The 21004-nt window shown below is 45.5% G+C and carries 21 protein-coding genes and 1 riboswitch; of the genes, 6 read left to right on the forward strand and 15 right to left on the reverse strand.

All coding sequences use genetic code 11. From position 1 onward, the window contains the following. Nucleotides 1–5: 5 nt before the first annotated feature. Both PUN32_RS03995 and PUN32_RS04000 read right to left on the reverse strand, forming a co-directional pair. Nucleotides 6–797: a glucosaminidase domain-containing protein gene (locus PUN32_RS03995; RefSeq protein WP_274721885.1), complete on the reverse strand. Its 792-nt coding sequence runs from the start codon at nt 795–797 to the stop codon at nt 6–8. Further along, nucleotides 790–1596 (reverse strand): hypothetical protein, encoded by an 807-nt coding sequence (locus PUN32_RS04000; RefSeq protein WP_274721886.1) that lies wholly within the window; start codon nt 1594–1596, stop codon nt 790–792. The genes PUN32_RS03995 and PUN32_RS04000 overlap by 8 nt, the downstream gene beginning before the upstream one ends. Before the next feature lie 324 nt (nt 1597–1920). Between PUN32_RS04000 and potA the strand changes: the two genes are divergently transcribed. The 5 genes from potA to PUN32_RS04025 all read left to right on the forward strand — a co-directional run bounded on the left by potA (nt 1921) and on the right by PUN32_RS04025 (nt 6937). Further along, on the forward strand, nt 1921–3051 hold the full coding sequence (potA, locus tag PUN32_RS04005; protein ID WP_319946302.1) for a spermidine/putrescine ABC transporter ATP-binding protein PotA: 1131 nt from the start codon (nt 1921–1923) through the stop codon (nt 3049–3051). Beyond that, entirely contained in the window at nt 3035–3892 is an 858-nt protein-coding gene (potB, locus tag PUN32_RS04010; protein WP_274721887.1) for a spermidine/putrescine ABC transporter permease PotB, read from the forward strand. Before potA ends, potB begins: the two co-directional genes overlap by 17 nt. Then, a complete protein-coding gene (gene potC / locus PUN32_RS04015; RefSeq protein WP_166013030.1) occupies nt 3892–4659 on the forward strand; it encodes a spermidine/putrescine ABC transporter permease PotC in 768 nt (255 codons plus the stop codon). Before potB ends, potC begins: the two co-directional genes overlap by 1 nt. Before the next feature lie 96 nt (nt 4660–4755). Next, entirely contained in the window at nt 4756–5787 is a 1032-nt protein-coding gene (locus PUN32_RS04020; protein WP_166013031.1) for an extracellular solute-binding protein, read from the forward strand. A 112-nt stretch (nt 5788–5899) separates the two neighbouring features. Continuing rightward, a complete protein-coding gene (locus tag PUN32_RS04025) occupies nt 5900–6937 on the forward strand; it encodes an extracellular solute-binding protein (protein ID WP_274721888.1) in 1038 nt (345 codons plus the stop codon). 105 nt (nt 6938–7042) lie between these two features. On the opposite strand, the gene PUN32_RS04030 is transcribed toward PUN32_RS04025, so the two are convergent. Together PUN32_RS04030 and PUN32_RS04035 are read right to left on the reverse strand one after the other, a co-directional pair. Further along, on the reverse strand, nt 7043–7777 hold the full coding sequence (locus PUN32_RS04030; protein WP_274721889.1) for a chromosome partitioning protein ParA: 735 nt from the start codon (nt 7775–7777) through the stop codon (nt 7043–7045). Nucleotides 7778–7793: 16 nt separating this feature from the next. Further along, entirely contained in the window at nt 7794–7952 is a 159-nt protein-coding gene (locus PUN32_RS04035; RefSeq protein WP_274721890.1) for a hypothetical protein, read from the reverse strand. A gap of 308 nt (nt 7953–8260) precedes the next feature. Further along, nucleotides 8261–8359: riboswitch (glycine riboswitch) on the forward strand. Between the two features lie 92 nt (nt 8360–8451). On the opposite strand from PUN32_RS04035, the gene PUN32_RS04040 reads away from it, so the two are divergent. Further along, the gene (locus PUN32_RS04040; protein WP_274721891.1) at nt 8452–9825 is read left to right on the forward strand and encodes an alanine/glycine:cation symporter family protein; all 1374 of its coding nucleotides are present in this window, start codon (nt 8452–8454) and stop codon (nt 9823–9825) included. Between the two features lie 75 nt (nt 9826–9900). Here the strand turns inward: PUN32_RS04040 and PUN32_RS04045 are convergent, their stop codons facing one another. The 11 genes from PUN32_RS04045 to PUN32_RS04095 form a co-directional block, all read right to left on the reverse strand. Next, on the reverse strand, nt 9901–10539 hold the full coding sequence (locus PUN32_RS04045; RefSeq protein WP_274721892.1) for a LysE family translocator: 639 nt from the start codon (nt 10537–10539) through the stop codon (nt 9901–9903). 98 nt (nt 10540–10637) lie between these two features. Next, a complete protein-coding gene (locus tag PUN32_RS04050) occupies nt 10638–11891 on the reverse strand; it encodes an allantoate amidohydrolase (RefSeq protein ID WP_274721893.1) in 1254 nt (417 codons plus the stop codon). Nucleotides 11892–11978: 87 nt separating this feature from the next. Next, nucleotides 11979–13211 (reverse strand): pyridoxal-phosphate-dependent aminotransferase family protein, encoded by a 1233-nt coding sequence (locus PUN32_RS04055; protein ID WP_274721894.1) that lies wholly within the window; start codon nt 13209–13211, stop codon nt 11979–11981. Nucleotide 13212: 1 nt separating this feature from the next. Beyond that, a complete protein-coding gene (locus PUN32_RS04060) occupies nt 13213–14778 on the reverse strand; it encodes a gamma-glutamyltransferase family protein (protein ID WP_274721895.1) in 1566 nt (521 codons plus the stop codon). A 16-nt stretch (nt 14779–14794) separates the two neighbouring features. Further along, the gene (locus tag PUN32_RS04065; protein WP_274721896.1) at nt 14795–15970 is read right to left on the reverse strand and encodes an amidase; all 1176 of its coding nucleotides are present in this window, start codon (nt 15968–15970) and stop codon (nt 14795–14797) included. Nucleotides 15971–16050: 80 nt separating this feature from the next. Beyond that, a complete protein-coding gene (locus tag PUN32_RS04070) occupies nt 16051–17049 on the reverse strand; it encodes a bile acid:sodium symporter family protein (RefSeq protein WP_274721897.1) in 999 nt (332 codons plus the stop codon). Nucleotides 17050–17088: 39 nt separating this feature from the next. Further along, nucleotides 17089–17910, reverse strand: coding sequence for a MurR/RpiR family transcriptional regulator (locus PUN32_RS04075; RefSeq protein WP_274721898.1), 822 nt, complete (start codon nt 17908–17910; stop codon nt 17089–17091). A gap of 19 nt (nt 17911–17929) precedes the next feature. Then, nucleotides 17930–18658 (reverse strand): amino acid ABC transporter ATP-binding protein, encoded by a 729-nt coding sequence (locus PUN32_RS04080; protein WP_274721899.1) that lies wholly within the window; start codon nt 18656–18658, stop codon nt 17930–17932. Further along, nucleotides 18645–19295, reverse strand: coding sequence for an amino acid ABC transporter permease (locus PUN32_RS04085; RefSeq protein WP_274721900.1), 651 nt, complete (start codon nt 19293–19295; stop codon nt 18645–18647). The genes PUN32_RS04080 and PUN32_RS04085 overlap by 14 nt, the downstream gene beginning before the upstream one ends. 12 nt (nt 19296–19307) lie before the next feature. Then, complete coding sequence (locus PUN32_RS04090) at nt 19308–19976, reverse strand: amino acid ABC transporter permease (RefSeq protein WP_274721901.1); 669 nt, start codon at nt 19974–19976, stop codon at nt 19308–19310. A gap of 15 nt (nt 19977–19991) precedes the next feature. Continuing rightward, nucleotides 19992–20783, reverse strand: a complete 792-nt coding sequence (locus PUN32_RS04095) for a transporter substrate-binding domain-containing protein (protein ID WP_274721902.1) — start codon at nt 20781–20783, stop codon at nt 19992–19994. Nucleotides 20784–21004 lie beyond the last annotated feature (221 nt).

Below are 21004 nucleotides of genomic sequence, written 5' to 3' on the forward strand. Positions count from 1 at the left end.
CATCTCTAATTCACACTAAAATACTGTTGATTGGATGACATCATAGCTTGTAAATCTTGCACATAAGCTTCTCTACGTTCTGAGTATTTCAGCAGGCCATAACTCATCGCATACGCACTTTGATCAGTGATAGGATTGATTTTTTGCTGGCGCAGTCGTAAACGAATTTCTCGTAACTCTTGATAGGCTTTATGACGGTTAACATTCATAAAGTAACCTCGAATTGAGTCTTGCACCGAATCAAATTTCGCCACTTCATGCGTTGAGCCAGAGGAACGGGCTAAAGGAATCACCCCACACCCCGGACGATAGCACCACTGTCCAAAATAGTTATTCGCCTCACGAGCAAATCTTGACGTGCCCCACGCCGATTCATTAGCAGCCTGTGTTAATACCAGAGCCTCGGGGATCACATCAACCCGTAATAACATCTCATGTAGCCATGCTTGATCAATCTTGCCCTCTGGCAGTTCAACCCAATAAGTTTTGGCTAAGTGCTGGGCTTGCTTTAAATGCTCAGATGAAACTTGCCCTGCCGAAAACTCTTTTTGTATCCGTTTCAAAATTGCCCGCTGTTGTAAGATCCGCGAGTTCTCGTATAGCACCCCGGGTTTTAAATAACCAAACAGCGCCTCTTTGCGTTGCGGAATATCATCAATTAAAGAAAAATCCGGCGCGACCCCGATAGCTTCACCTTTTAACGGTGGTAATTTTTGTGGCTGAGTGTACTTTTCAAAGTGATAAACACCAAATACTGCAATTAAAACAATAAATAAAGAAATCAATATATTACGCATCAAAAACTCCGGATTGCGATTGGCTAGCTTGTGGACCCGGCTGAGATTGACCAGTAGCAATAATTTTTAAACGAATGCCGAATATATTGCGATAAATGATCCCTTTAACATGGAAAAAGAACGGCAAAAATAGCACTAAACCAATTCCGTATAGAAAAACAGCCAGCATAAACAGCAGCATCAAGATTGAGTAAATCGCAATTAACGGGAAAATTTTCTTATTCACGGAGCGCAGTGATAGCAGTAACGACTGCATCGGTGGCACTTTTTTATCGCAGATCAGTAGTAGCGAATTACTAAATGCGATCGATAAATACATCGAAACAAAGGGTAACAGCATTCCAGCCACAGCTTGTAACAATAAACTGAACAAGGTCGCCAAAATGACTGGTACGGTAAATTGCAAGCCCTTGCTGATATGACGAGTGTGCGTACTTAATCCGGCCGCGTGACTCATTGCCATAAGGCAGATCCCAGCGTAAATTGGTGCGCTGATCACCTCATAACTAAAGTTGGCAATAAATACCGCTTGGATCAGTCCGCTAGGTACAGTGCCACCTTGTTCAAAGATCGACAACAACACCGAGAGATCACCAATCTGCCATTTAAATGCAAAATAAAAGATAGCCAACTGCAAGATCAGCAGTAAAAAAATGGCGGGCGTGAAGTTAATAAAGTGTTTAAGCGTCATGCCCCATGCTTCTTTGAGTACATCACCCACTTTTAACTCATAACTTCCCGATAGCGCTCTGTCTATCGAACCGCCAAGATTAAACTCTTGTTCCCTATCGTTATTCATAAAATGCCCTAGTTGGGTCGAAGGCGCGAATAACGTCACGCTTCAACATAAAAATTGAATTCATTATACTGAAATCAAGCTCAGGCTAAAATCAGATTACCAATATCGTCTTGCATTCTAGTCGATATGATTGATAATTAAGCAATTGATAGCATTGAGAGTTAAGTAAAATCAGTAGGCTAGCCAACGTGAGTGGAAACTGGCAAAAACTTTTCGGTTTCAAGGTAAGAAAAACACTTTGAAATCGTGCTCTTGGTGTTTATGATGCGCCCCTTATTTTTGTTTAACTACAGGTCTAACAAGTAGAATCGTCTACGGACCAAGGTGGGAGAAATACAGACGTTGAACGAACAACATTCAGTAGGAAAGCCAGTCATTCGTTTATCTGGCATTAGCAAAAGTTTCGATGGTAAGGAAATCATTGGTAACCTAAATCTTGATGTGAATCATGGCGAATTCTTAACTATTCTCGGTCCATCGGGCTGTGGTAAAACGACAGTGTTAAGAATGATTGCTGGTTTTGAAACGGCAGATCAAGGTCAGATCCTGCTCGATGATCAAGACGTTACTCAAGTTCCTGCTGAACAACGACACGTCAATACGGTCTTCCAAAGCTATGCCTTGTTCCCGCACATGACCGTATTTGAAAATGTGGCGTTTGGCCTGCGCATGCAAAAAGTTCCAAACAGCGAGATCGAGCCACGTGTAATGGAGGCTTTACGCATGGTGCGCCTGGCCGAAATGGCTCAGCGTAAACCGCATCAGCTCTCTGGCGGCCAACAACAACGTATTGCTATTGCACGTGCGGTGGTCAACAAGCCTAAAGTGCTGCTACTCGACGAATCGCTTTCGGCTTTGGATTACAAACTGCGTAAACAGATGCAGAGTGAACTGAAGCAACTGCAACGCCAATTAGGCATCACCTTTATTTTCGTGACTCACGATCAAGAAGAAGCTCTGTCAATGTCAGACCGCATTATTGTTATGCGTGCCGGCAAAATTGAACAAGATGGTTCACCACGTGAAATCTACGAAGACCCTAAAAACTTGTTTGTGGCGCGCTTCATCGGCGAAATTAACGTATTCCAAGCAACGACATTAGACCGTATTGATGAAAAACGCATTCGCGTGGATATCGAAGGGGTTGAGTCGATTGTTTATTACCAAGATGAAGTGAAAGCGGGTGATAAGCTGCAAGTGCTGCTCCGCCCTGAAGACTTACGTATCGAAGAAATTAAAGAGTCCGAAGAAAAAGGTATTGTCGGTCACGTGACGGATCGTACCTACAAAGGTATGACTCTGGAATCGGTCGTCGAGCTGGAATCCGGTATGTGTGTTATGGTCAGCGAATTTTTCAACGAAGATGATCCTGATGTTGATCACTCTATCGGACAGAAAGTTGCCATCACTTGGGTTGAAAGCTGGGAGGTGGTCCTCAATGAGCAAAAAGCTTAATCTGCAAAACGCGATCATTACCTTAATTGTTGGTTGGCTAGTGCTGTTTGTGCTAGCGCCTAACCTAATGATCATTGGTACCAGTTTTCTGACCCGTGATGAAGCAAATCTGATTAAATTTGTTTTCACTTTTGATAACTATACACGCTTGCTTGATCCGCTATACGGCAAAGTCATGCTGCACTCGTTCTATATGGCGATTGTGGCAACCTTGATCTGTCTTGTGATTGGTTACCCTTTTGCCTACATAGTGGCCAAAATGCCCGCCAACTGGCGACCATTTATGCTGTTTCTGGTGATTGTACCTTTCTGGACTAACTCACTGATCCGCACATACGGCTTAAAAATTGTGCTCGGCACACAAGGTATTCTCAACCAAGCCTTAATGTCGCTCGGACTGATTGATTCGCCGATCCGCATTATGTTTACTGAAACGGCGGTAATGATTGGTCTGGTTTACATTTTATTGCCATTTATGATCTTACCGCTCTACTCTGCTATCGAAAAATTAGATGGCACTTATATTGAAGCGGCGCGCGATCTGGGTGCCAACAAATTGCAAACCTTAATTCGCGTGATTTTGCCTCTCACTATGCCTGGCATTATCGGCGGTTGTTTATTGGTTCTGTTACCTGCTCTTGGCATGTTCTACATTGCCGATTTATTAGGTGGTGCGAAAAACCTCTTGATTGGTAACGTGATCAAGAGCCAAGTGCTCAATGCACGTGACTGGCCATTTGGTGCGGCCACCAGTATTGCTCTAACACTGGCCATGGCCATCATGTTATATGCTTACTACCGGGCGGGTAAACTATTGAATAAGAAGGTGGAGCTAGACTAATGGGACGTTCAATTAGATTTAGCTTTATGAGTTTAGTGTACTTGTTTTTGTACCTGCCAATCATTGTGTTGATTGCAAACTCATTTAATGACAACAAGTTTGGTATCAAATGGGGTGGTTTTACCACCAAGTGGTATCACGCGCTGATGAATAACGACAGCTTAATGCAAGCGGCTTGGCACTCACTCAATATTGCGGTGTTTTCTGCGACGGCGGCAACCTTGATTGGTAGTTTAACTGCGGTGGCTCTATTCCGTTACCAGTTCAAAGGTAAAAAAATCGTCAGTGGCATGCTGTTTGTAGTGATGATGTCACCCGATATTGTGATGGCGATTTCACTGCTTGCGTTGTTCTTAGTCATGGGTGCCAAACTGGGTTTCCTTACTCTGTTGATTGCACACATCACCTTCTGTTTACCTTTTGTAGTGGTGAGTGTGTATACGCGACTTAACGGTTTTGATGTCAAAATGCTGGAAGCAGCCAAAGATCTCGGTGCTGGAGAATGGGTTATACTTAAGAAGATCATTCTACCTTTGGCAAAACCTGCGGTGGCGGCTGGCTGGTTACTCAGCTTTACCCTATCGCTGGATGATGTGATTATCAGTTCGTTTGTGACTGGGCCGACCTATGAAATTCTACCATTGAAGATTTATTCCATGGTTAAAGTTGGCATATCACCAGAAGTGAACGCACTGGCGACCGTCATGTTAGTCGTGTCATTGACTCTTGTTATCCTTTCGCAGTTGTTAGCAAGAGAAAAAAATTGATATCCTTTGGGATATACGCGAAACAGAATGATAGGAGTCATTCTGTTTTTCTTTGTAACGCCCATTAGGGCAACGTTTAGTTTGGAGCTAACGTCGATGAAAAAACTGGCTACTTTTTTAGCGGGTAGCGCATGTGCGCTTTCTCTGTTGTCTGGCACAGCGGCAGCGGAAGATAAGGAACTGGTGTTTATGAACTGGGGTCCGTATATCAATAGCGGTATCTTAGAGCAATTCACCAAGGAAACGGGGATCAAAGTTATCTACTCAACTTATGAGTCAAACGAAACTTTGTATGCAAAACTCAAAACGCACAATCAAGGGTATGATCTGGTTGTTCCATCGACCTACTTCGTAGCCAAAATGCGTGATGAAGGTATGCTACAACCAATTGACAAATCAAAGCTGAGCAACTTTGACCAACTTGATCCTAATTACCTAGACAAAGCTTATGATCCAAACAACGACTACTCTATTCCACACGTTGTTGCGATCACAGGCTTAGCGGTTAACACCGACATGTATGATCCCAATGACTTCCAAAGCTGGGCTGACCTCTGGAAACCAGAGCTAAAAGGTCAACTGATGTTGATGGATGATACGCGTGAAGTGTTCCACATTGCTCTGCGTAAGCTGGGTTACTCTGGTAACTCGACAGACGATAAGCAGATTGATGAAGCCTATGCGGAACTGCGCAAATTAATGCCAAATGTGTTGGTGTTCAACTCTGATAACCCAGCCGCACCTTATCTTTCTGGTGAAGTCGGTCTTGGTATGCTGTGGAACGGCTCTGCTGCTGCTGCACAAAAAGAAGGTCTACCGATCAAGCTAGTCTTCCCGAAAGAAGGCGGCATTGGTTGGGTGGACAACTTTGCGATTTCTTCTGGCGCGAAAAACGTCAATGCAGCGCATAAAATGATCGATTTCCTGCTGCGTCCTGAAATTGCTGAGCAAATTTCACGTGACACTGGCTACCTCACTGGCGTTAAAGCATCTAACGACAAATTCCAAGATGTCGCCCCACTCTTCCCATCACAAGAAGATTTGGATCGCGTGGAATGGCAATCAGCCGTCGGCGATAAGACCGTCAAATATGAAGATTACTTCATGAAGCTGAAAGCCGGTCAATAACACCGCACAAGAGAACCCGATAGGCAGCATTTGCTGCCTATCTTTTTTTATCTTGTTATACTTGCTCCATTCTACGCCGAGTTAGGTTCTTTCTATTTACCATGGGAACGTAATGAAAAATAAACTGTTTGCGAGTGCGTTATGCGCAGCAGCCTTGTTCACCTCCAATACAATGGCTAAAGACCAAGAGCTGTACTTCTACAATTGGTCTGAATATATCCCAAGCGGGATCTTAGAAGAGTTCACCAAAGAGACGGGTATCAAGGTAATTTATGCCACCTATGAGTCCAATGAAAGCATGTATGCCAAGCTTAAAACGCAAGGTAAAGGCTATGACTTAGTGGTACCTTCCACCTATTTTGTGTCTAAGATGCGCCAAGAAGGCATGCTGCAGCCGATTGACCATACCAAACTGTCACACTTCCAAGATCTTGATACCAATTATCTGAACAAGCCGTTTGATCCCAATAACCAATACTCGATTCCCTATATCTGGGGAGCCACCGGGATCGGCATTAATAGCGATATGCTCGATAAAAAATCACTCAAAAATTGGAGTGATTTATGGGATGCTAAATGGGTCGGTCAACTGATGTTGATGGATGATTCCCGTGAAGTTTTTCATATTGCGCTAAGCAAGTTAGGCTATTCACCAAATACCACCAATCCTAAAGAGATTGAAGCGGCATATTATGAATTGAAAAAACTGATGCCGAATGTATTAGTGTTCAATTCTGATTTTCCCGCTAATCCGTTTCTGGCTGGGGAAGTATCGTTAGGTATGTTATGGAATGGCTCAGCCTATATGGCGCGCCAAGAAGGTGCGCCAATTGAGATCATTTGGCCAGAAAAAGGCACCATTTTTTGGATGGATAGCCTAGCGATTCCAGCAGGAGCACGCAACATTGATGCGGCGCATAAGATGATTGATTTCCTGCTACGCCCTGAAAACGCGGCCAAAATTGCTTTAGAAATTGGTTATCCAACTCCAGTTAAAACCGCCTATGATCTGTTACCAAACGAATTTGCCGATGATCCGAATATCTATCCACCGCAATCGGTTATCGATAACGGCGAATGGCAAGATCAAGTGGGAGAAGCCAGTGTGCTGTATGACCGATACTTTCAAAAATTGAAGGTCAATAATTAACACGCCTCGTTAAATATTCACGCTCAAAATAGAAAGCCACCTGAAGTGGCTTTCTTTATATGGCTTGGTACTTGCCTCTTAAATTTCACTGACGATGGGATTTGATTACAAACCAATCTCACTGGACAAGGATTTAATCTGCTCCAGATCCATTTGATGAACACGGATCATCTGGTCAATTTGACTAATCCGCGAATTGGCTTCATCTTGCTTGTCACAAGAGTCTGATGTGGCATCCCAAGATTTGCCTTCAAGGTAAATATCACACTCTGTTTTTAAGGCTTTAATTTTAGGTGCCAGTGAGTCTCGCTCTTGTTGCAACCCCGTCAATTCTTGTTTGATTTTCAGTTCACGCTGAAACAATTCTCGAGAACGTTCAAACACAGTAGCTTGCATATCAGCTTGACGATGAAGCTGATTATTTTGCGTATTGGCACGCTCCAATGCTATTTTTTGCTCACCGAGCTGCTGCTCCAAATCGAGATTGTGTTTCTCCAATTCAGCCACATACTTATCACGCTGCACCAATTCCGCTTGCCACTGCTCTTTTTGCTTCGCTAACGCTTGATCCATTTGCAACTGCCACGCTTGTGCTTGGTTTTGCTCGCTGGCTTGTGCCGCTTTCGCCACTTCACTATTAACACTCTTTAATTGTTCCCACTGCATCTGTAGTGCTTGATAGGAGGCTTCCCAACGATTGGTAGTGATAGATGAACCAATCAAACCACCTATTGCCATACCCAAAACCGCCGCAATGGCAATATAGAGATAACTCTGTTTATCTCTGCGTTCGATCACCACAACTTCGTCGTTGTCGTCAAACTCATCGTGTTTATTCACGCCCGCTCCTCTTACATCAGCGAATCAATTCAGAAATCACTAAGAAGGTGGTGTACAAAATCAAGATCATTACACTAACCATTACGACCCCTTTCTGTAATTTCTCATTAGTACGATAGCGGATCAGTACCAATGCTAAAGTTATCAGTAAGGCTATTGCTATTAATCTCACCATCTCGCCTCCTAGCGCGCTTATCTTATACCACTTATACCCAGTTTAACGTCAGAGAAAAGTTGATTACCCATAGAGTTGGATAAAAATACAGCAAGTGATTGCTTTTGTTGATGACATCACATTTTGTTTTCGCTAATATTCCTGTCGCAAATCGTTTTATGTAAGACGATTGTTCCGTTGAAGACTGCAGGAGAGTGGTTGTTAACTAGATTTTAACATCTAAACCTAACAACCTACCGAAGAAGTAAATCTTTCAGGTGCATTATTCTTCGCCATTTGATTGGCAAGAATAAGCGAGGACTGTAGTTGGAGGAACCTCTGGAGAGAACCGTTAAATCGGTCGCCGAAGGAGCAAGCTCTGCGCATAGCAGAGTGAAACTCTCAGGCAAAAGGACAGAGGAGTGAAAGGCCAATCTTTTTAGTAAGCCCGCTAGGGCTTTGCTGTGCATTTTTGCATCCTTTCCCTCTTCTCCTTATGTTTATTTTTTAAGGGGAACTTATGAATAACCTACAATCATTTCTACAAACTGTTGATAGTTTAGTTTGGGGACCACCACTATTAATTTTATTGGTCGGTACCGGTGTCTATTTCACTTTCCGTCTTGGCTTACTGCAATTTCGTCGCCTACCCACTGCGTTAGCCATGGTGTTTGGTGGTGACAAATCTTCCGATAAGCAAGGTGATGTCTCAAGCTTTGCCGCATTGTGTACTGCCCTTTCAGCCACCATTGGTACCGGCAATATTGTCGGGGTTGCTACCGCGATCAAACTCGGTGGCCCTGGCGCTCTATTTTGGATGTGGCTCGCAGCGCTATTCGGTATGGCGACTAAATATGCAGAGTGTCTACTGGCAGTAAAATATCGCCAAGTGGATGACAAAGGACAAATGGTCGGCGGCCCAATGTACTATCTGCGTGATGGGGTTGGCTCTAACACACTGGCGATTCTGTTTGCGATTTTTGCGGTTGGCGTGGCTTGTTTTGGTATTGGTACCTTCCCACAAGTTAATGCGATTTTAGATGCGACCCAAATCTCTTTTGGTGTACCGCGTGAAGCTTCAGCAGTGGTACTCACCTTATTGGTTGCCGTTGTGACGATTGGCGGTATTCAATCGATCGCGAAAGTCGCAGGTAAAGTGGTACCCGCCATGGCGCTATTTTACATTGTCGCTTGTCTGAGCGTGATCATCACCAATGCAGATAAACTGATGGATGCTCTTGAACTGGTGGTGGTTTCTGCGTTTACTTCCAGCGCGGCAACCGGCGGATTTTTAGGCGCGAGCATCATGCTAGCGATTCAATCAGGGATTGCGCGCGGCGTGTTCTCTAACGAATCTGGGCTAGGTAGCGCACCAATGGCCGCTGCTGCTGCCAAAACCGATTCTTGTGTGGAACAAGGGCTGATCTCAATGACCGGCACCTTCTTTGACACCATTATTATTTGTACCATGACTGGTTTAGCCCTGATCCTGACTGGAGCATGGCAAAGCGATCTAGCTGGCGCGGCGATGACCACCTATGCGTTTGCAGAAGGATTAAACGCCCAAACCTTAGGTCCGATGCTGGTATCCATTGGTTTGATGTTCTTTGCCTTTACCACCATCCTCGGCTGGAACTATTACGGCGAACGCTGCATGGTGTTTCTGTTCGGTACCAAAGCGGTATTACCCTATAAAGTGGTATTTATTGCGTTGATTGCCTCTGGTGCATTTTTACATCTCGATTTGATCTGGATTATCGCCGACATTGTCAATGGGTTAATGGCGATCCCTAATTTGATCGGCTTGATTGCACTGCGCCATGTAGTGCTGGAAGAAACTAAGCAGTATTTTGCCCGCTATCAATACGCCACAGTAGAAACGCAAACTCAATAATCTTTTAACATCATAAAATGAATACAAAACGACCACCATCACCGGAGGTCGTTTTTATATAGAGACAATATCAAGTCAGGCTTGCGGTTTTTCTAATAACAGTTTGATCCCCAATGCCACCAACACTAATCCCGTAGTTCCTTCCATCCAACGCATAAATGACGCATTTTTCAGCAAATTCTTAGCACCACTCAACGCGCCGGCTAAACCACACTGCCAAACCATCGCAATCGCAAAATGGATCAATGCCATCAGTAAAGATTGAACTAATGGTGAAAATTGCGGATTAATAAACTGCGGTAGAAAAGCCAGATAAAACACCGCCGTTTTGGGGTTTAACACATTAGAAAGAAAACCTTCACGCAGCGAACGAGTCAGTTGAAACTGTACATGGCTTAAATTCGCCACCTCCATTCCCTGCCCTGATTTTATTAGTGCACGTAAGCTCGAGATACCAAGCCAGATCAAATACAGCGCACCGACCATTTTCACCAAATGAAACAGCTCGGCGGATTGAGCCAGCACAGCTGAAATCCCTATCGCAGAAAAGGTGGCATGTACAAATAACCCACAGCAAATTCCCAAACTGGTGGTACAACCATCAACAAATCCAGCTCGGGTGGTATTGCGGATCACCAAAGCGGTATCCAACCCAGGCGTTAAGGTCAAAATCGTGATCGCGATAAGAAAAGCTTCGAAATTCTGGATAACCATATCAATCCTTGTAACAACATCAGCAAACTTTGCTTATACCGCAAAGCTTTTCATCTGTCTTATGAAGATTTTTCAACTGTCAGAAGCGACTCGGTTAATCATAGAGCCGCCGATTCACTGCAGAGCTTCACCATTTCAATCAAACACTGCAGCGCGATCCCTACATCTTCCACCATGACCTGTTCACGCGGGTTATGACTGATCCCTTGTTCACAACGCACAAATAGCATGCCGATATCGGTCAATTTCGCCATAGCTAATCCATCATGACCAGCACCACTTGGCAAGAAAAGCGGTGCCGATTGAGTAACCGTTTCAACCACGCTCGCCCATTGCTGTTGCAGTTGACGACTACATCGCACTGCATCAGCCTGATAAAGCGTTTGGTAGCCAAAATCCAAACCTCGCTGATAGGCAATTTCCGCTAAGCGTGTCAGTAGCTCGACACTACACCGTTCAAGTGTCGATTGCGACAAACTACGGATATCGATAGTAAAACGAGTTGCACTGGGAATAACGTTCACTGCGCCGGATAACACTTCACATTGACCTACCGTGGCAACAAGCTCATTTTGTTGGGCAAAATGCTCGATATGATTAATCATCTGTGCCGTGCCACATAACGCATCATGACGCAACTTGATCGGAACCGTCCCTGCATGTCCTGCCATGCCTTTTACTTGGCATACATAACGTTTTGCTGCCGCGATCCCCGTGACTACGGCTACGGGCTGATGTTCAACTTCTAACACTGGACCTTGCTCAATATGCACTTCAAGATAAGCCCGAGTTTGCTCGGGTGTGCGTGCATCGTATCCAGCCAATTCAGGATCAAGACCAAAACTACGCATGGCCTCAGCCATGGTCACACCATTCACATCTTTTAAGGTCAACCACTGTCGGTTAAAGCACCCCGCGACACTGCTTGAACCAATCAGTGTCGTGTTGAAACGCGCGCCCTCTTCATCAGCAAAAGCCACAATATCTATGTGAAAAGGAAACGCTTGATCGGTCAATTGAGCCAGCGCTTCAATAGCAATTAAAATCCCTAAATTACCGTCATACTTGCCCGCATTGGTGACAGTGTCACTATGCGAGCCAAGTATCAGTGTTGGTTGCGTTGGATTAGTAGAAACTTTGCGCCCCCATTGGTTTCCAACACTGTCTTGCCAAGTTTTTAAACCAGCCTCCCCCATCCATATCGCTAATTGGTCATGGGCAGCACGATGCTGTGGGGTGAGATAAGCCCGTGTAATAGCCCCTGGATCAGCACTGAATTGAGCCAGTATATCAGCCTGCTCCATCAACTTTATCGCCTGCTGCGCCATCGTGTTTTTCTCTGCTGCTATCATCGGCGCTCCTTAACTTAATTTATCAGACCATTTTTCAGACTAACGTTATGATTAAATTTGTAATATTTGTTCACCTTACTCGCTCATTTAGGCATAGTATTTTATCGCTGCAGCCACCGCTTGCCCCGAAAAAATAGCCGCTTTGTGTTTAATCAGAATCGCTTCCAATGCCACCAGAGTCGACAACACGCACTCTTGGCGAGCGTTGTAACCCATTGTACCAATCCGCCAAATCTTGCCATGTAGTGGGCCAAATGACGTACCAATTTCAATCCCAAAACGCTGTAGTAATTCAAGGCGAACTTCATCACCATTGACATTGGCTGGAATATAAACACCAACCACATTATTCATTTTGTAGGTTTGATCACCGAACAACTCCAACCCCATCGCACGTAGCCCTGCAGCTAACGCGTTCCCAGCTTGTTTATGGCGAGCGATTACGTTATCAGCACCTTCTTCGAGGAAAAGGCGAGCACACTCACGAGCGGCGTATAACATGGATGTGGCTTCAGTATGGTGGTTCAGACGTTCGGGTCCCCAGTAATCCATGATCATCGCTAAATCAAAATAGTTTGACTGGATCATTGCCTCAGCACCCTGAGAATGGTGACCCGCTCGAATCCCGGCTTCGACGTGCTTACGGCGATTAACCAACTCTGCACATTGATCGCTTAACGTTATCGGTGCTGAACCAGAAGGACCACCAAGGCACTTCTGTAAACCTGCAGATACCGCATCGAGATGCCATTCATCGACCTTAAGCTCATTACCGGCAATCGAAGCCGTTGCATCACAGTAAAAAAGTACCCCATGGCGCTGACAGATTTCGCCCATCTCTTTAAGTGGCTGATTCATCGTGGTTGAAGTATCGCCTTGTACTGTTGCCAGCAGCTTAGGCTGAAACGCTTTGACTGCGGCTTCAACTTTCTCAGCTGGGCACACTTCCCCCCATTCAATATCAATAGTTTTGACCTTGGCACCAACACGCTGGGCAATTTCACACAACAGGTGGCCAAAGCGACCAATTACTGGCACCAATACTTTATCCCCCGGCTTGAGTAGCGAAACCAATACCGCTTCAATCCCTGAGCGTGCAGTACCATCCACCAACATCGTTTGCTGGTTTTGCGTCTGAAAAACACCACGATACAGTGACTGAACCTGATTCATATAACCGGTCATCACAGGATCGTATTGACCGATCAGAGATTGAGAAATGGCTTGATGAACACGCGGGTAAGCATTGATGGGACCAGGCCCCATCAGTAACCTCTGTGGCGGGTTAAGGGTTTCAAATAGTTCATTTTTGGTGGTCATATTATTCTCCAAGTAAACTGGTTCCATCACTACGAGGATCACTGGCTGCACGCGCTTTTCCATGTGTGTCGAGAATGATTGCACCAGCATGTCCCATTAATTCATTGTTATTGGCCACGAAGGTAACATCATGGCCACGTTGTTTTAGCGCGGCGCCATATTGGTCATACAAAGCTTGTTCAAGGCGTAAATGATTGGTGCTGTCCCCCCAAGTACGACCAAGCAACCAGCGTGGTTTGGCAAGCGAATCACTAAGCGAGAAGTTTTGATAGTGATAACGGCTAAATAGGCAAGCTTGCGTCTGAGGCTGACCTTCTCCACCCATGGTGCCATAACACATACGGCGACCATCGACCAATTCTGCATAGGCTGGATTTAATGTATGGAAGGGCTTCTTACCGGGAGCCAGCACGTTGTGATGGTGAGCATCAAGCGAGAAGCTTTTCGATCGGATATTCCACAAAATACCGGTTTCCGGCAAAAACACACCAGAACCAAACTCCCAGTAGATGCTTTGAATGAAACTCACCATAGTGCCGTATTGATCGCTCGCTCCCATCCAAATGGTATCCCCCGGTTTTGCCTGATATGGCCAAGGTAACGCCTCATTCATAGATACATTAGCAGCGCATTGATCCACCACGGCGTCAGTTAGCCACTCCTGCAACGGCTGGCGCAAAAGCGCTTCGTCACACACTTCACGATCACGAATGATGAACGCTTGTTTGGTGGCTTCAACGAGCAGATGAATATGGTCAACTTCACTTTGTGCTTGCTCTACCAGTCGGTCATAAATGGCAAGGATCAGCAGTGATGCAATACCTTGCGTTGGTGCCCCGAAGTTGTATAAACGGCCTTTTGAGGTGTTGACCGTCAATGGCTTAATCACTTTTGCACGATGAGCATGAAAATCTGCCAGTGTCAGCGGACTGCCTACATCACTAAGCTCTTTGGCCATAGCGGCAGCAATATCACCGCGATAAAAGTCATCTAGCCCATGAATCGCCAGTTGTTGTAATGTATTCGCCAACGGTTGATTAACCAACCGATCTCCCACGCGAAGCGTATCGCCCTGTTTTAGAAAATACTGAGCAAATGCTTGCAATGAAGCGAGCCGTTCAAACGTTTTTTCACTGGCATTAGCCAAGCTTTGCGTCACTTTCACACCATTACGTGCCGCCTCAATCGCCGGTTGCAATAGTGTATTTAAGGTTAAGCAACCAGAATCGATTTCAAGCGCTTTTTGCCAAGCTGAAATGGTGCCTGCCATAGTAATGGCTGACTCGCCACCACTTAATGGCAGCTCATCACTCAATGAACGGTAGTGTTCAACATCGACCTTCAACGCTGCAGCACCACAGCCATCAATCGCAATTGGAGCTTGCCCTGCTTTAGCGATCAGCCAGAAACTATCGCCACCAATCCCATTCATGTGCGGATATTGCACGGCAATCATCGCGGCGGCAGCGACCATAGCCTCACTGGCGGTACCGCCAGCATCTATAATTTGCTGACCAACTTGGGCCGCCTTATAATGCGGGGCTGTAAATGCGGTTTGATATTTCATGAACAATCACCTCAACTTAACCGTTGTAAATGGCTTCACCGGTTACCAACAGATCTTCTTCTTGATGAGGCAAACCGATCAATGAGATGCCGCATGGGCCTTCGTGTAATTCGTCCGTAGGTAGGTGTAGTTGCGGCAATCCCGACAACCCGGCAATACTTGTGAGCCCCATCAGTTGCGAGCGATAAACTGCGAGCGGTTCCGCTGGCATGATCAATGACGGAGGTCCTGATGGTGTGGTGGGAGTTGCCCATAGGCAGTGCTGTCGGTGCAAATGGTGTATTAACTGCTGTTGAAAATCATCCTGCTGCGCTTTGGCGTGTTGGTACTGCTCATGCGTAATATTTTTCGCCCACATCACTCTCTCCCAAATTGCCGGATCTAAGCTATCGCCATATTGTGTCAGCCACGCATCATGCTGTTGAATAATTTCAAACCCTTGGATTATCCGAAATAACAAGCTCAGATCGGCCAGTTGCCAGCCGTTTTCAGCCAAAAAGTGACCCTGTACAAGCTCAATATCACACTTCTGACACTGTTGGATAAAGCGTTCAAGACGCAGAGAACTCATCATCGTTTGGCACTGCACATCCAAATAAATGCGCGTTACCCGCTCGCCAGATTGACTACGTGCCGCCAATACCGCCCACACTTTGCTCATCAGGCTCAAATCACGCGTAACAATACCAGCGGTATCAAAACTTTTGGCCAGTTCAAAACAATGAGCAAGATCAAGCATGCCTAACGTTGGGCGTAGCCCAAAGAGACCGCAATAACTGGCAGGTACACGAACAGAGCCACCCGTATCAGTACCGATGGCAAAGTCGCATTCACCAGCAGCAACTGCAACCGCACTGCCGCTGGAGGAACCTCCGGGAATACAATCTGGAGCTTTGGGATTGATCGGTGTGCCGTAATGAATATTCTGACCATTGAGGCTGTATGCCAACTCGTCGGTCTGAACACGTCCGACACATTCAGCCCCTTGGCTAAGCAGTGCCGTGATCAGCGGCGATGTTTGTGTCGCAATTTGATGGGTATCCAGCCAGATAGGGTTGCCAGCACCCGTTACATAACCTTCAACATCGAATAAATCTTTGAAGACAAATCGGGTTCCAGACAGTGCGCCTGGCGCTGTTGCAGGTAGCATGTCTGGGCCCTGAGAGCAATAAATACGAGCATCCTTACTCATTATATCTCCTTTAGTGTAGTGTCTTTTAGGTACTGAATCCGCAGCGCCTAGCCAGCCTTGTGCTGTTTAATCAATACAACTTAATGGGTCACGATTTTCGGTAATTCACTTTGGCGAGCATAACGATTTGCCAGCACAGCGCAGTAGAAGATCTGAATCGGGTGATACAGCATGATCGGTAGCAGAATCATCCCCAGTGAAGGATCTGCACCAAAAATCACTTTGGCCATTGGAATACCTGCGGCCAGTGTTTTCTTGGTACCACAAAATACCGCGGCCACTTCATCCGGTAGCGCAAATTTAGTACGGCGAGCCCCCCACTGAATAAGATGCACCATGGCCAATAAGATCACTGTGCAAAGCATGATTGATGCCGCCAACAAGCCAACAGAGAACTCTCTCCAGATACCGTTCACAACGGAATCACAAAAGGCGTTATAAACGATCAACAGAATCACGTATTTGTCGACTTTATTGACCACGGCTTGGTGACGCTCAATCCAACCCAGCAAATATGGCCGCATGAGCTGACCTATGATCATTGGAACCAACAACAGCTTGGAAATTGACATCACTGAATTAAGCAAATCAAGTTGTACCCCTTCAAATCCCATGAAGAGTTGGATTAAAAGTGGCGTAATCAACACCCCAAGAATGCTTGAAAGTGAGGCGTTAAAAATAGCGCCAGGCACGTTACCTTTCCCAGCACTGGTCATCGCAACCGATGAAGAAATAGTACTTGGTAAAACCAGCAGATAACAAAAACCGAATGCCAGTGCCGCAGGCATGTATGCCAAGAATGCGGCACCGAAAATCACCCATAACATGGGATACACCACAAACGTCGCGATTTGAATATACACATGTAATCGCCAGTTAGTGATCCCCGCTTTGATCGCTTGCGGTGACAGGCCAAGTCCATGTAAAAAAAACACCAACGCGATACCGATTCCCGTCAGTTGATCTAAATGGATCGTACCGCCACTGCGACCAAATTCAGAGGTTAGCGTCGCCAATCCAATCGCAATCACCATCCCGACTAAAAACCACTCTTTTTTAATTTTTGCTAATAAATTCATTTTGTTATTTTTGCTCTTAGTTGTGTGACTTAACCGTGCCTATGATTCCACTTCGTTCAATTGCCCATAGCTTTGTGAGATATGACGACTGAGTTTGGCGGCATTTTGTCCAAGATGGCGATACACCTTGTTCACCAGATAGGATATTAAGCTCATTGGCACTGCATAACTATCTAACGGTGCCTGATTATTCATATGACAGATCAGGCAATGCATCACCGAACCTGCATATTTATGACCAGATTGATCGGTAATTAACAAACTCGGTTTGCCATGCAAATACTGCATAATTTTCTCAAACTGAGCGACTCGACGACGAATACCAATCACGATCACAAAGTCATCCTCGCTAAGTGAAACCAAATCCTCACCGAGTGTTTGCCCCGGTAAAGGGAGTAATTCAACCTCTGATCGACATTGCATTAATTGCTGACGAAAATGCAGTGCCAGCGGATAACTATTACGGTAACCAATAACTTTCACTCGTTTGGCTTTGGCAATCGCATCAACCAGCTCGGTAATATCAAGTATCGCCAATTGCGCACAAAGTTGTTGCAATGCGCGCATATCGTGTTGAATTTCGGGATCATCAATATTAGATGTCAAGAGCGGAATCCCCTTTTCGCGCTCCTGCATCAGTTCATTACGAAGTGCAACATGATCCTCATAACCCAACTGACGAATAAAACGACTCACACTGGCTTTCGACACCAAGCAAGATTCAGCAATTTCGGCCGTCGACAGCATTAAAATTTTTTCCGGGTTCAGTTGCAGATAATCAGCTACTCGCCGACTGCTTTCGGTCAAACGTGAATATTGCTGCGTAATACGTTCACTCAGTGAGTGATGATTATTGGTCATGTTGACTCCAGCATGATAATTAGCGAACGGCAGATAAAAAGCTTTGTAGTTCGACAGTCTGAGGCGCAGTAAATAGCGCTTCACTCGGGCCGGTTTCCCACACTTTACCTTGATGCATAAACACCACACGATCGCCGACTTCACGAGCAAAATTCATTTCGTGGGTGACCAGAATTAATGTCATCCCTTCTGCTTTTAATTGCTCAAGCACTTTCAGTACTTCGCCAACCAGTTCAGGATCTAATGCAGAGGTAATTTCATCGCACAACAGTACCTTAGGATTCATCGCCAGTGAGCGGGCAATCGCCACCCGTTGTTGTTGGCCACCGGAAAGATTGGCCGGATAGGCATCAAACTTATCGGCCAGGCCGACTTTTGCTAACAAGTCACGTGCCAGTTCCTGGCACTCCGCGGCATTTTTTTTCAAGACCAGTTTAGGAGCGAGCATCACATTTTCACCGACGGTCATATGGGGAAACAGGTTAAAACTCTGAAATACCATACCAATGCTACGGCTCAATAAACGCAATTTGTAATCATCATTTTCGACAGCCTGATTATCGACGATGATCACGCCTTGCTGATAATCTTCTAGGCCATTCATACAGCGTAAAAGTGTACTTTTACCCGAACCACTACGGCCGATAATCGACACCACTTCGCCGGGATTGATTTTAAGGTCCACCCCTTGTAAGACATGGTTTGCACCATAATACTTATGGACTTGTTCAACACTAACTAGTGACATGATTTCGAGTCTCCAAATATCGAGCTAACACAGAAAGAGGAAAACAAAGAGCAAAATAAAACAGTGCGACTAGCGCGAATACTTTAAATGGTTGGAAGGTGGCGTTGTTGAGCATAGTGCCAGCTTTGGTTAACTCAACAAAACCAATGATGGATGCCAGCGCAGTACCTTTCACAATCTGAACTAAGAATCCTACTGTCGGTGCAATGGCTAGACGAGCGGCTTGTGGTACGATGGTATAACGCATGGTTTGCATGTAAGTCAGACCCAACGTGCGGCATGCCTCCCACTGGCCTTTCGGCAAAGATTCAATACAGCTCCGCCAGATATCGTGAAAATAGGCGCTACTGAACAAGGTTAACGATAACACCGCGGCAGTCCAGGCACTGACTTCGACACCGACCAGTGATAACCCAAAAAATGTGAGAAACAATTGCATCAACAGCGGTGTGCCCTGAAACAGCTCCACATACAGCTTAATTAGGCCGCTAAATACCGAGTGTTGCGTACTTCGTAGTAAGGTAATCAACAAGCCCGTTAATCCGCCGCCAACAAAGGCAATTAACGACAATGCCACAGTCCAACGGGCAGCCATTAATAAACTGCGACAAATATCCCAATCGGTAAATTGCATCATAGTTACCTTCTCCTACAACGATGGATTTTTGAATGCGATGCGCTTAACCCACGCAAACATCTGACGCATCCCAATCGCAAGCACCAGATAGATCAGTGCAGTCAACATATAAGATTCGAAACTCAGAAAGCTGCGCGACTGGACAAAGTTGGCTGCGAAGGTCAGATCTTCCACTGCAATTTGCGATACAACCGCGGATCCCAACATCACAATAATGCACTGGCTGACAAGCGCCGGATAAACGCGCTGATAGGCAGGCGCAATCACGATGTGCGTGAAAATTTGCGTGCGAGTTAATCCTAAGCTTTTGCCGGCTTCCCATTGTCCTTTGGGCGTAGCTTCAATTCCTGCACGAATAATCTCCGCGGAATAGGCACCTAAATTGATCACCATAGCAATCACACCAGCCTGCCAGGCAGAAAGTTTGATACCAAGTGCTGGCAAACCAAAAAAAATAAAGAACAATTGCACAATAAACGGAGTGTTACGAATAACCTCGATATAGCAGGTACAAATAAACTTCAGCCAATTTGCTGGACTGGTTTTCGCACTTGCGCACAAAGTACCGAGCAGCAAGCCACCCATCGTTGAAATCATGGTGAGTTCTACAGTAGTGCTCAACCCTGCCACAAATTGTGGTAGGTAAGGCGCTAAACTGCTAAAGTCCAACTGATAGCTCATAGGTTATCCTTAACTTTATGCATCAAGATCGATTGGAAATGAGGCTTTAAGCCATTTTTGTGAAAGTTGCTCCAACACACCCTCTTGTTTCGCCTCACGGATCAAACGGTTAACTTCGTTCAGTAGTGCCTCTTCGCCTTTCATCACCCCGACATAACACGGTGAGTTTTTCAGCAAAAATTTGGTCTGCGGCGCCTTATTGGGATAGCGAGTTGCAATTTCTGCCACTACTAGATTACCGGTTGCAATCAACTGAATCTGACCGGAAAGAAACGCTGACAGTGTGGCGTTGTTGTCTTCAAAACGTTTGATGATCGTATCGCTCGGCACAATCGCACTTAATTGCAAATCTTCCACTGAACCACGTGTCACACCGATGGCTTTGCCAGTCAAATCTGAGGCGCTCGCCACCGCTTGATCGGATGATCCAAACACACCTAAATAAAAAGGTGCGTATGCGGCACTGAAATCAATCACTTTTTCACGTTCGGCATTCTTACCCATGCTGGAAATCACCAAATCGACTTTACCCGTTTGTAGGTAAGGAATACGGTTAGCACTACTGACGGAAACAAGCTCTAATTTGACATCAAGTTTTTGGGCTAGATAATCCGCCATATCGATATCATATCCTTGCGGCTTAAGATCACGTCCCACCGAACCAAAAGGTGGGAAATCTTGCGGAACCGCAACTTTCAATACCCCCTTTTGCTGTATGGACTGCAGTTGGTCAGCTTGAACCATAGCGGAACTGAGCAGTAAACAGGCGGACATCAATCCACTTAACATTGCTGCAAATGATTTCATTGTGAATCTCCTTATCGAAAATGAAACGCTTGAAACATCCATCAAACCATTTGCAACGATTGCGCCAACTCGAAGCCAAAATAAAAAACTCAACAATTTCATGCAATTATTAGTGCTCGTGCGCTTTACAACCTTCCGAGTTGCGCTATGGATGAAACTTTTGGTGCAAAACTGGTCAATAGTGGTGCAATCGTTTCAGATTCACTTCTTAAAAAGGTAGT

This window comes from Vibrio chanodichtyis (genome assembly GCF_028863985.1).
Taxonomy (GTDB): domain Bacteria; phylum Pseudomonadota; class Gammaproteobacteria; order Enterobacterales; family Vibrionaceae; genus Vibrio; species Vibrio chanodichtyis.

Coding starts and splice junctions, on each gene's coding strand:
- PUN32_RS03995 (WP_274721885.1), bottom strand. CDS start 797: ATGCGTAATATATTGATTTCTTTATTTATTGTTTTAATTGCAGTATTT.
- PUN32_RS04000 (WP_274721886.1), bottom strand. CDS start 1,596: ATGAATAACGATAGGGAACAAGAGTTTAATCTTGGCGGTTCGATAGAC.
- potB (WP_274721887.1), top strand. CDS start 3,035: ATGAGCAAAAAGCTTAATCTGCAAAACGCGATCATTACCTTAATTGTT.
- potC (WP_166013030.1), top strand. CDS start 3,892: ATGGGACGTTCAATTAGATTTAGCTTTATGAGTTTAGTGTACTTGTTT.
- PUN32_RS04020 (WP_166013031.1), top strand. CDS start 4,756: ATGAAAAAACTGGCTACTTTTTTAGCGGGTAGCGCATGTGCGCTTTCT.
- PUN32_RS04025 (WP_274721888.1), top strand. CDS start 5,900: ATGAAAAATAAACTGTTTGCGAGTGCGTTATGCGCAGCAGCCTTGTTC.
- PUN32_RS04035 (WP_274721890.1), bottom strand. CDS start 7,952: ATGGTGAGATTAATAGCAATAGCCTTACTGATAACTTTAGCATTGGTA.
- PUN32_RS04040 (WP_274721891.1), top strand. CDS start 8,452: ATGAATAACCTACAATCATTTCTACAAACTGTTGATAGTTTAGTTTGG.
- PUN32_RS04045 (WP_274721892.1), bottom strand. CDS start 10,539: ATGGTTATCCAGAATTTCGAAGCTTTTCTTATCGCGATCACGATTTTG.
- PUN32_RS04050 (WP_274721893.1), bottom strand. CDS start 11,891: ATGATAGCAGCAGAGAAAAACACGATGGCGCAGCAGGCGATAAAGTTG.
- PUN32_RS04055 (WP_274721894.1), bottom strand. CDS start 13,211: ATGACCACCAAAAATGAACTATTTGAAACCCTTAACCCGCCACAGAGG.
- PUN32_RS04060 (WP_274721895.1), bottom strand. CDS start 14,778: ATGAAATATCAAACCGCATTTACAGCCCCGCATTATAAGGCGGCCCAA.
- PUN32_RS04065 (WP_274721896.1), bottom strand. CDS start 15,970: ATGAGTAAGGATGCTCGTATTTATTGCTCTCAGGGCCCAGACATGCTA.
- PUN32_RS04070 (WP_274721897.1), bottom strand. CDS start 17,049: ATGAATTTATTAGCAAAAATTAAAAAAGAGTGGTTTTTAGTCGGGATG.
- PUN32_RS04075 (WP_274721898.1), bottom strand. CDS start 17,910: ATGACCAATAATCATCACTCACTGAGTGAACGTATTACGCAGCAATAT.
- PUN32_RS04080 (WP_274721899.1), bottom strand. CDS start 18,658: ATGTCACTAGTTAGTGTTGAACAAGTCCATAAGTATTATGGTGCAAAC.
- PUN32_RS04085 (WP_274721900.1), bottom strand. CDS start 19,295: ATGATGCAATTTACCGATTGGGATATTTGTCGCAGTTTATTAATGGCT.
- PUN32_RS04090 (WP_274721901.1), bottom strand. CDS start 19,976: ATGAGCTATCAGTTGGACTTTAGCAGTTTAGCGCCTTACCTACCACAA.
- PUN32_RS04095 (WP_274721902.1), bottom strand. CDS start 20,783: ATGAAATCATTTGCAGCAATGTTAAGTGGATTGATGTCCGCCTGTTTA.